Genomic DNA, 10,442 nt, shown 5'->3' with positions numbered 1-10,442 from the left:
AAGCGTATCCTCGGTATCTGGTGCACGACGTCATCGACGTCCAGTCGCGCGTGATTTTGTCCAGACGGGCCAGCCTTGCCACTGGAACGGCGGAGCGGGAGACGAGTTGGGAGCAGCGAGCTTCCATTCGGTTTCGCTACCCGTCGATCACGATTCGAACCTTGCCCGCAGACAAAGCGCATGGCACCACGGAGGATTTGAAAGCGCTCTCGAAAGCGCTCTTCGTTCAAGGCATCACGCCGCTCGTGTCGCTGCGCCGCAAGGAGATGGAAGAAATTCCAACCTAGGAGGCCGGTGATTTAAGGAGAAACACTGCTCTCCGACAGTGTTCCCAAACCAAAAAACGTTGCAACGTCATCATTTCATTCCTTGTGACTTCTCCCCAATCGAGCCCGTTTGTTGTTTTTCACCAGTCTTCTAGAACACTGGTGATTTACTCGTGGATACGGATTTACAATGTTATTTCTCAATTAGAAAAACCTTGTTTTATCGGGCCTGTTTTTCAATCATTCTCCCATTGATGAAGGGGATCAGCGGTTTTTCACCGGCCTCCTAGAGGATAGCAGCCTTTGATGTGATCTCTCTGTTTTGAACATTGAGTACGCCCTGCCATTTTTGAAGACAGATGGTTTTTGGGTGAACAAGCCTCATTGATGTTTGATTGCCGCCAAAGCAAACGAAACCAATGCCTCTGAATGGTTTTATTTCATTTTCCGTAATACCGCCCGTACAGGGCTCCCATCGCCATTTACTAAGGGAAGAGGAAGGGCTGCTAGCTCATAGTCCCCAGGAGGAACATGGTCTAATACGAGCCCCTCCAAAATATGAATTCCACAGCGGTGCAATTCGTGATGGGCAGGCAATCGTTTGCTTGTCAACGGGTCAACGGAAGGCAAATCCACCCCGATCAAACGAATTCCGTATTTTCTTAAGTATGGCGCCAATGGCGGATCAATATAGGGGATGGTTTCCGGAAATGTATTCCGATTTGTCCATGCCCCCGTGTAGATTAATAAGCGTGTCACTCCGTTTAAGTCAATCTGTTGTAATTCGTCGATTCCAATTTTTTTTGGATTTGAAAGATGGATAACCCGGGCCGGTCCGATATAGATATTTACATCAAGATCGATGACTTTTTTTCCTTTGTTATCAAAGTGAAAGGGAGCATCAATGTGTGTGCCTGTATGTGTGCTCATGGTGATTTGGCCGACATTTACTGACCCACTGTCCTCTTTGTGCCAGCGAATGCGATAGGAAAAAGGAGTATCGCCCGGCCATACCGGAGTATGTTCATCAAGTCGTTGGGAGATGTCGATCCATGCACTCATCGTTCCGCCTCCTGCTGTTGTCTTTTATAATTTGGTTCTTAATGTCCATAGTTCAGGAAAGAACGGCCGATCGAGTGCTTTTTTCAAGTAGGAGACACCTGATGATCCTCCGGTTCCTTTTTTGTAGCCAATAATTCGTTCAACCGTAGTCATGTGCATATAACGCCATATTTGCTGTTGGCTACCTATATCTACTAGCTTTTCCGCGAGCTCATATAAATCCCAATATCGATCGACATTTCGATATACCGTCAACCATGCTTTCTCCACGCTAGCATTTGGCTGGTAGTTTTGCGAGTAATCGCGCTGAAGGACCTCCTGATCAATAGATAACCCGCGAACGGCCAATGCTTTGATCGCTGCGTCATAGACACTTGGAGCGTGTAGTGCCCTCACCAACTGTTCGTAAATATGCTGATCGTGTTGGAAGACAGGCAAAACGTGTATATTTTTTTGTCCAAGGGCAAATTCAATTAAACGGTTTTGATAAGACTGGAATCCGGAAGCATGGCCTAAACATTCACGAAATTCCATGTACTCTGATGGAGTCAGTGTTGAAAGAACACCCCATGATTGAATGAGTTGTTGTTGGATTCTTGAGATGCGGGCAAACATTTTAAAGGATGGTTCTAAATCGTCATCTAAAATACATTGAATAGCAGATTCCATTTCATGTAAAATGAGTTTCATCCAAAGTTCACTTGTTTGGTGAATAATGATAAATAGCATCTCATCATGATGGTTAGATAACCGCCGTTGACTCGATAAAATTTTATCAAGCTGAAGATAGCTTGTGTACGACATCTCTTCTTGGAAATCTGTATGAATGCCTTTCTCCAGTTCGAATGAATTTTGTTTCTTTTGCATATGTTCCCACCCTTTTCGTAGAATGATCGGCTGGATACGATTATTGATTTGTGCTCGCGACCGTTTCATCGGATGATGTAGAAGAAGTTGCGTTATGGTATGTGGCATTGCGCTTTTTCCAAAGAACATACGCAATGGTTAGCAATAATAGCCAAGGAATCCCAAACTGTAACATCGGTTTAAATGGTGTAAACCAAGTTGTAATCATTAAACAGAGTAATAGTACGCCGCCTAGGATGGTTAAGTAAGGAAATCCAATCATTTTGATCGTCAATGGGCGACCATTCGTTTGATTCCACTTGTTTCGGAAAAAAAGATGAGAAACAAAAATCATCAACCAAGTAAAAATGGCTCCAAACATGGAAATGCCCATCATGACCGTATACGATGTCTCAGGAAGAAGGGCTGAAACGATGGCTGAAATGGCAATTCCGGCGGTAGAAACGAGTAATGACTTGATCGGAACCCCTTTTTTGCTCACCCCAGCAAAGAAAGAGGGAGCATATCTTTCTTGTGCCAATGCAAACATCATTCTCGTTGACGCATATAATTGGCTATTCATCGCCGATAGTGCCGCAGTGAGAACAATGAAGTTCACCATCCCGGAAGCACTAGGGATGTTTAGGATTTCCATTACTTTCACAAAAGGACTTTTGTCAATTCCCGCTGCTTTCCATGGGACGATCATCAACATGATGGCGATCGTGAGTACATAAAAAGTCGATAAACGAAAAACGGTTGCTTTTAATGCTTTGGGAACGGCAATTTCGGGTTCTTTTGCTTCACCTGATGTAACCGCTATCATTTCTGTTCCTAAGAAGCTAAACAGAGAAATAAAGATAGCCACCCACATCCCCCACCAGCCAAATGGGAGAAATCCGCCATCATTAACGAAATTGGAGGGTCCAATTCCAGATTGTTCCGATCCCCCGAATATAACATAGGTTCCAAGGAGAATAAAAAGGACTACTGCACTCACTTTGATCATCGAGAACCAGTACTCAAAAGTAGCAAACGTATGAACGTTAGTGGCATTAACGTAAATAAGAATGCCTCCAAATAGTAGAATCCATAGGATCCCTGGTGTATGAGGGAACCAGTATCTCATATAAACGGCAATGGCACTCACTTCCACCCCTACAGCGAGGACATTAGCGATCCAATACGAATAGCGGACGATAAAACCTGCATAGGGGTGGATGTACCGATCAGCAATGGTTCCAAAAGAACCTGATGTTGGATGAGCGACAGTCATTTCAGCTAAACAACCCATCAACAACAATACGATAAAAGCACCAATGGCATAACTAAGCAAAACACTAGGCCCGGCTGTTTGAATGGCAAGGCCACTTCCGAGAAACAACCCGGTGCCAATGGCACATCCCATAGCGATCATAGTTAATTGGTTCGTTTTTAATTTACGATGTAATCCAGTGTCTTTTTCTTGCGATTCATGCGTATAGTGATTTGGCTTGGTCATTGTGACTCCCTCCTTACTATTTAGGCGACTACTTCACGCTCGTTTGAAAACTTCTTATACTGTTTCTCTTGCATGATTTTCTTAAGAATTTGTACAACGTTCCATACCTCTTCATAAGATGTGTACAAAGCAATCGGGGCTAAGCGAATAATATTTGGTGCTCGGAAGTCTGGAATGACGCCATTTTCTTTTAATGATTTGCAAATGCGGGCCGCTTCCTCGTGTTCTAAGCTAATATGTCCCCCACGGCGTGCATTGTCCTTTGGATTGCCGATGATAAAGCCGAAAGAAGAAAGTTCATGTTCAATTAAGTACATCAAGTAACTCGTCAGTTGCAAAGACTTTTGACGAATCCGTTCGATTCCTGCTTCCATGAAGATTTCTAAGGATCCAATCAAAGGAGCTAGACTCAAAAGATGCGGTGTTCCAATTTGATAAGCTCCAGCTGTCAAAGAAGGACTGAATGTATGTTCCATATCAAATTGTTTGTCTTTTTTCGATCCAAACCATCCAGCTAGGCCAGGTGCGGAACCGAAATGTTTACGATGGACATAGAGTCCTGCGACACAGCCAGGCCCTCCGTTTATATACTTGTAGTTGCACCAAAAAGCGAAATCAACCCCCCACTCACTAAATGAGTGCGGAATGGCTCCAATGGAGTGGCAAGCATCGAATCCGATCAAGATGCCACGTTTATGTGCTTCATGAGTCAGCAGCTTGATGTCCAAAATTTGACCACTGCGATACAAAACAGTAGGCAAAATAACTAAGGCAACGTCTTCAGACATGGCTGAAATAATATCTTCTTCTTCCAAAAAACGCCCATCACGACTTTTTACTCGAATCAGATGGGTGCTGGGGTCATAACCGTGAATACGAAGCTGACTCTGCAACGCATAAATGTCTGATGGAAAGGTTAATTCATCAGCTAAGATCTTTGTCCTCTTTCCTTCTGGATGATAAAAGGTAGAAACTAACTGATGCAAATTAACAGTGGTAGAGCCTGTAGCAATCACTTCTTCCGGTGAAGCGCCGACTAATGGCGCCAACATGGCGCCCACCTTCTCTGATAGGTCAAACCATGGATGAGTTCCTTTTGTCCAACCGTCTATTCCTAATATTCTCCAATCTTGTAATACGGTGAACAGTGTTTTTTCCGCTCTTTTGGAAAGAAGTCCTAGTGAGTTGCCATCCATATAAATGGAATTTGGCGGTAAGTAAAATTCATCGCGGAAATGACGTAATGGGTCTTCTTGATCAAGCTTTTGGGCAAATTCTAATGTAGGTTCCAAGTTTGTGACGTTCATGAATCTACCTCCTATTTCATTCGATGCATGCTAAAAAGATTTTACAAAAGAATTTGACATGATGTCAATTACTAAATGTTCTAAATATTTTTTTTTATGTTTCAGCTTTGTCATCTTCTTTTATTTTGGTCTTATACCCCTTATGCTAAGAAGCAAGGGAGTATCGTTAAGGAGGGATACAGTGGATCGCAAAAAAACGATCGATCGCCGCCATATGCGTTCTGTGGCCACGCGCCAAAAAATATTGCAAGCAGCACGGGAAGTGTTTATCCGTGAAGGGTTCCATGATACTACTGTTACCCAAATTATCAAGAAAGCGGGTGTAGGGTATGGTACAGCCTATGTTTACTTTAAAGGGAAAGATGATATTCTGATCACGCTGATGGAAGATGTGATGGGGCAATTTTATCAAATCGCTGAGCTTTCCTTTTTTCCTACATCAAAGGAGGAAGCACAACGAATGATTCAAAGTCAAGCGTATTCCTTCTTAAAAATGGCGGAAGCGGAACGCGACATGTTACAGGTATTCGAGCAAGCGATCGGTGTTTCCCAAGCCGCGTCTTCGAAATGGGCAGAAATCCGCGAGCGATTTATCCAACGAATTTCTCAAGATATTTCTTATTCCCAACGTAAAGGACTCGCTAGGACAGAATTAAATCCTGAGGTAGTGGCGCGTGGTTGGTTTTTTACGAATGAAATGTACTTATGGGACATTGTGCGTGGTCATCATCGTAAATGTTCAATAGAGGAAATTGCTTGGACGATCACGGTGGTGTATATGGAGGGACTTTACCGATGAATGCTTGTTGGCTTTTTTATGCTAGGAACAAATAACGTTACACTCTCTTCCATAAAAACATGACAGTTTGAATATATTCATGATTTACCGTCAACTATAACAAGCCTGTAATAGGGTATCGTAAAACTTGATTAGGAGGGAAGGAATCAACATGGACGGGAGGGTTTGGGAGGAAGCAAGAAAAGAACGCTTGAAACTGCTTAGGGAGGTTGAGGGACTTTTGTCATTTATCAGGGACCCGGTCTTCGTTGTCGATGCACAAGGATATATCGCTCATACAAATTCTGCCGCAGAGCAAATACTGGAACGTCCCCAAATCGTTGTGATCGGTAAACACATCACAGAATTTGTCCAATCTACATCACTTTCTCAGCATATTAAGCAGGGAAGGCCTGTAGCTAGTCTGGCTGTCTGCATGAGGAATGTGAAAGGGGACTGTGTGGAGTTTTCGTGCCGATTGCATCCGTTGCTCGTAGATAAACATGTGGAAGGAGCTATTTTGTTTTTTACCAAGCCGGTTTTACGAAATGTATATAAACGAAGAGTGAATCTGAGTGAATCTTAGACATCCTCTGATTCTTTTCTACAAGAAAAAGGCGGATTAATCCGCCTTTGGTGTTTATTGAAAATAAAGGGTGGAAAATCCACTTTTTATTTTAAAATTTGATTAATCATGAACGAAACCACTAAAAACACGATTCCTAGAATAAGAAATAAGGAAGAGGAACTCAGAAAGCTAATTCCGACAATTCCTGCTCCTATTGCCATTCCACAATATCGTACAAAATTAAATATTCCTAATGCCAATCCTTTTTCATTTGTATATTGACTACTAATGATTGTTGAAAATAATGGTGGAGAAAATCCTAGTAAAACACCATAAATGAATAAAATAATACTTAATATGATCATGTTCTTTTCCATCATTAAACCAAATAATATAATGAAAAACGGCATTAAGTATAAAATTGTACGGTATAACTTTTCTAAATCAAATCTTCTTTGTAACTTTTTAAATAAAGTACTACCTATAATCATACTAATTGTCAAAGGCAAATATAATAATCCGATAATCTGTAAAGATATTTGATAGTGATCGTGCAATAAAACAGGTAAGTATGTCAATATTGAAAAATATACTAGGAAGACGAAAAAACCAATTCCGATAACACTCATGCCTTTTTTATCTGCCCATAAAATTTGATATTTATGAAGTGTTTTATATTTATTTTTATTATCTGATAATTGTTTACTATTTAATGTCGGAAGTTTGTATCCTAAAAAAATCAACAATGTCATTGAAATGACAAATAGAAATAAAAATACACCTGAATAATTGTAGTATTGTCCAATGAATCCTCCCAAGATCGGCGCAAGTGCGGGGGCTAATGTCAATAAGATTTGATATGTTCCCATTGCATCGCCCCGTTCTGCCCCTTCAAATAAATATGCAATGACATTCACCGCAATCAACGGAATCATTCCTGTACCAATGGCTTGAAACATTCGTGCAACAAAAAATACCATAAAATTTGTTGTAAATGCACAAAATAAAGTTGAGATACTTGTAATGAAAAGACTAGTGATCATTAACTTTTTTTGATTCGCAGAATCAATAAATGTTCCTAATATTACTTGCATGATAGAAATAATAAAGATAAAACCACTAACTGTTAAATCCACCCAAAAAATTGTTGTGTCAAAAGTATCTCGAATAAGAGGAATCAAAGGGGAATAAATATTTTGATTTAATGACGCAAAAAAAGCTGAAATACTTAAGAGAAGAACCAGAACTTTGCTTTTTTGTTGAAAGGCTTTATCCAAAGATTTTCCCTCCTACTTCATATTTTCATTTTTCAAATGATTAGTAAGCGTATTTAAAAATAATATGATTGTTTCAAGTTGTTCCTTATTGAAGTTATCTAAAAGTGATAAATATTTTTCTTCAGCCTCCTTATGCAGCTTCTCATGAATTGCGGCCATTGTTTCCCCTTTTTCAGTTAAAACATAGAAAATTTCTTTTTTATTTCCTTCATTTTGTTTTTCTCGAATAATCCCTTTCTCCAGTAACTTTTTGGTTGCTTTCGTTACCGCTGGTTTCGATATGTTAAGTTCTTTAGCTAAAGTCGTATTATTCATTAATTCATTTTCTTTCAGAAGCGCAACAATGTGAAATTGTGTCAATGTCCATGAAACACCGAACAATACGTTCTTATTATTGCTCGATTCGGTTCTTCTGAGCGATTCCCTAGTTGTGATGAATTCTTGTAATGCTTTTAGAACTTTCTTTTTAGTGATTTCCATTCTCATCCTCCTCACTATAGTTAACCGGTTAACAATAATGGTAAGGGAATTTTTATGTGTTGTCAAGGGGAGCGAATAATAATTTGTTCAATTCGATAATGTTTGACAATATTTTTTGGGTGTGCTATATTATCGTTAACCAGTTAATATTAATCAGTTAATATTAACTGGTTAATTACAATTGAGGAAAGGGGTTTTTAAATGCAACAAATTATTAAAGATTTGTTCTATGTTGTTCCACTATCCAGAAATTGCGAGAAAATTTATAAGAATAAGACTCACATACTTTTAGGTATCAGTCCCTTTAACAGTAAGTTTTCACAAAACTATATTCATCAACTTATTGATTGGTCATCAAAAAATTTCAAAAATGTGACCGTTTTATTAGCTGGAGATGAAGCTAAGAACTTACTTGAAGCCCTCGGAACTCCTACAACAAAAGCGGAAAGAAAAGTTAGAAAGGAAATCAGACGTCATTTCCGTTTTAGCGAAGAAGCATTAAGGAAAAATGGTAGAGAGATTGATATATATACTTTTTCAGATTTTAAAAACAACAAAATTTATAATGAAGTTTATCAAAACGTAATTTATCACTTTGAAAAATATGAAAAATTTAGGAAATCTTGTTTGGCAATGTCTCATGATGCACTTTCTAGCCGAGCGAAGTCTTTAAATATGGAAGATATAGAAATTACAGATAATATGTTATTTCACGCTGTAAAATACGTATTAGCAGAACTACCTTTCTTTCTATCAGGTGCTTCAATTCTAGGCTATAAAGAGTCCGTGCTTGCATATCATAGACCGTGGAAATTAGGAGAGGAAATTAAAAATTCAGAATTTTATGTTAAAATGAGTGACAACCAAGGCTATATCATCTTGAAACAAATTAATTAATATTTGAAAGGAGTTTTATATATGCTGCAACAAAGTAAAATAAGTATTTTTTCAGAAGCTTACTCAAAAGATCCTTACAAGTTTTTTTCTTATTTTAGAACACAAGAGCCTGTTTTTTATGAAGAATCTATTGACTGTTATTTTGTTAGTAATTATGAAGATGTGAAATATGTTTTAGAAAATGAAGAAATATTTACTACTAAAATGTTAGCGAAACGAGCTCAACCAGTTATGCGTGATAGAGTTTTAGCCCAAATGACTGGAAAAGAGCATAAAGAAAAAAAGAAAATGATAATGAAAGGGCTCACAGGTGAAAATCTCAAACGATTACTTTCTTTATTCAAACAAAATGCTATTGAAGTCTTAAACCCTTATCTTAATCGTGGAAAAATAGACTTAGTAAATGATTTTGGCAAGATATTTGCTGTTCAATCAACAATGGATATGTTGGGCTTAGATAAAAAGGATCAAGAGCAAATTGCCGAATGGCACAAAGGCATAGCAAAATTTATTACTTCTTTCAATCTCTCTGATGAAGAAATTGAGTATTGCTTTTGGTGCAGTGAACAGTTAGAAAAATATTTACTTCCAATCATAGAAAGTAAAAAAGACTCTTCTGGAAACGATTTAATATCTATACTAAAAAGTTCAGAATTTAATGGCATAAAAATGACTTCTCAGGAGCTTCTTGCCTTAACATTGAATATTTTATTGGCTGCAACTGAACCTGTCGATAAAACTTTAGCTTTGCTATTTTACAATCTACTTCAAAATCCAAAACAATTCGAGGATGTAAAAAATAATTGCAAGCTTTTGAAGAATGCTATTAATGAAACATTGCGTTTTAAACCTCCAGTTCAATTTATTCCTAGACAAGTTTCTAGAGAAGTGACTATCAAAGGAGTTTTGATTCCTAAAAATGCAGTAATTATAAATATGATTGGTGCTGCTAATAGGGATCCTAAAGCCTTTTCAAATCCAGATAAATTTGATATTTATAGAAGCTTTGAAGATAATAAAGCTTTCACTAGTCACTCACAAAATCTAGCATTTGGGTATGGAACACATACTTGTGTAGGGGCTTCCTTAGCGCTTATGCAATTAGAACTTGTAGCAAATATTATTTTAAACAGTTTTAAAAACATTGAGTTGGACGAGTCTTTTTCGTATGAAGAAAAAGGATTATATACTAGAGGTCCAGTTTCTTTAGTTTTAAAGTTTACTACATAGTGAACTCGAGACTTTTCTGAGATTTAAATATATCAACCCGTGGTGCTAGATAAACTTGATCAAGCAGAAAAATAGCCCTTGCCTGCGGATCTCCTGTAGAATGAAAGTGCGACCTACCACCCGAGTTCGACAGTCACTAGGCAAACAAAATGCCTCTCATCCCTTGATACCAAAGGGATGAGAGGCATTTGGGCATACGTTGGGCGTGTATCTAGGTGCGAGGATGAATA

10 protein-coding genes and 1 pseudogene are annotated in these 10,442 nt (G+C 38.6%); 5 read left to right on the top strand and 6 right to left on the bottom strand.

The features are described 5' to 3' along the window. Positions 1-284 (top strand): annotated as a pseudogene (locus B4113_RS20605) (IS5/IS1182 family transposase); the annotation flags it as partial. Between the two features lie 417 nt (positions 285-701). On the opposite strand, the gene kynB reads toward B4113_RS20605, so the two are convergent. Genes kynB through kynU form a run of 4 tightly spaced genes read right to left on the bottom strand, consistent with a single transcriptional unit; the run spans position 702 to position 4,982 of the window. After that, entirely contained in the window at positions 702-1,328 is a 627-nt protein-coding gene (gene kynB, locus B4113_RS12465; protein ID WP_033021791.1) for an arylformamidase, read from the bottom strand. 24 nt (positions 1,329-1,352) lie between these two features. After that, positions 1,353-2,195 (bottom strand): tryptophan 2,3-dioxygenase, encoded by an 843-nt coding sequence (kynA, locus tag B4113_RS12460; RefSeq protein ID WP_033021792.1) that lies wholly within the window; start codon positions 2,193-2,195, stop codon positions 1,353-1,355. A 40-nt stretch (positions 2,196-2,235) separates the two neighbouring features. Continuing rightward, positions 2,236-3,675, bottom strand: coding sequence for an amino acid permease (locus B4113_RS12455; RefSeq protein ID WP_033021795.1), 1,440 nt, complete (start codon positions 3,673-3,675; stop codon positions 2,236-2,238). A gap of 20 nt (positions 3,676-3,695) precedes the next feature. After that, positions 3,696-4,982 (bottom strand): kynureninase, encoded by a 1,287-nt coding sequence (gene kynU, locus B4113_RS12450; protein ID WP_033021796.1) that lies wholly within the window; start codon positions 4,980-4,982, stop codon positions 3,696-3,698. A 142-nt stretch (positions 4,983-5,124) separates the two neighbouring features. On the opposite strand from kynU, the gene B4113_RS12445 reads away from it, so the two are divergent. Then, entirely contained in the window at positions 5,125-5,781 is a 657-nt protein-coding gene (locus tag B4113_RS12445; protein ID WP_051962592.1) for a TetR/AcrR family transcriptional regulator, read from the top strand. A 151-nt stretch (positions 5,782-5,932) separates the two neighbouring features. Then, positions 5,933-6,346, top strand: coding sequence for a PAS domain-containing protein (locus B4113_RS12440; RefSeq protein WP_033022489.1), 414 nt, complete (start codon positions 5,933-5,935; stop codon positions 6,344-6,346). Positions 6,347-6,432: 86 nt separating this feature from the next. Here B4113_RS12440 and B4113_RS12435 read toward each other — a convergent pair whose 3' ends face one another. Together B4113_RS12435 and B4113_RS12430 are read right to left on the bottom strand one after the other, a co-directional pair. Next, positions 6,433-7,605: an MFS transporter gene (locus tag B4113_RS12435; protein ID WP_033842936.1), complete on the bottom strand. Its 1,173-nt coding sequence runs from the start codon at positions 7,603-7,605 to the stop codon at positions 6,433-6,435. A gap of 12 nt (positions 7,606-7,617) precedes the next feature. Next, on the bottom strand, positions 7,618-8,085 hold the full coding sequence (locus B4113_RS12430; protein ID WP_033842937.1) for a MarR family transcriptional regulator: 468 nt from the start codon (positions 8,083-8,085) through the stop codon (positions 7,618-7,620). Between the two features lie 201 nt (positions 8,086-8,286). Between B4113_RS12430 and B4113_RS12425 the strand changes: the two genes are divergently transcribed. Together B4113_RS12425 and B4113_RS12420 are read left to right on the top strand one after the other, a co-directional pair. Next, positions 8,287-8,982, top strand: a complete 696-nt coding sequence (locus tag B4113_RS12425; protein ID WP_033842938.1) for a tRNA-dependent cyclodipeptide synthase — start codon at positions 8,287-8,289, stop codon at positions 8,980-8,982. A 21-nt stretch (positions 8,983-9,003) separates the two neighbouring features. Beyond that, positions 9,004-10,212, top strand: coding sequence for a cytochrome P450, cyclodipeptide synthase-associated (locus B4113_RS12420; protein WP_033842939.1), 1,209 nt, complete (start codon positions 9,004-9,006; stop codon positions 10,210-10,212). The last annotated feature ends 230 nt before the right edge of the window (positions 10,213-10,442 follow it).

Origin of the sequence: Geobacillus sp. B4113_201601 (genome assembly GCF_001587475.1) — a bacterium.
Lineage (GTDB): Bacteria > Bacillota > Bacilli > Bacillales > Anoxybacillaceae > Geobacillus > Geobacillus icigianus.
The sequence above is the reverse complement of the archived record's forward strand: the minus strand, read 5'-3'. Positions and strand labels throughout refer to the sequence as shown.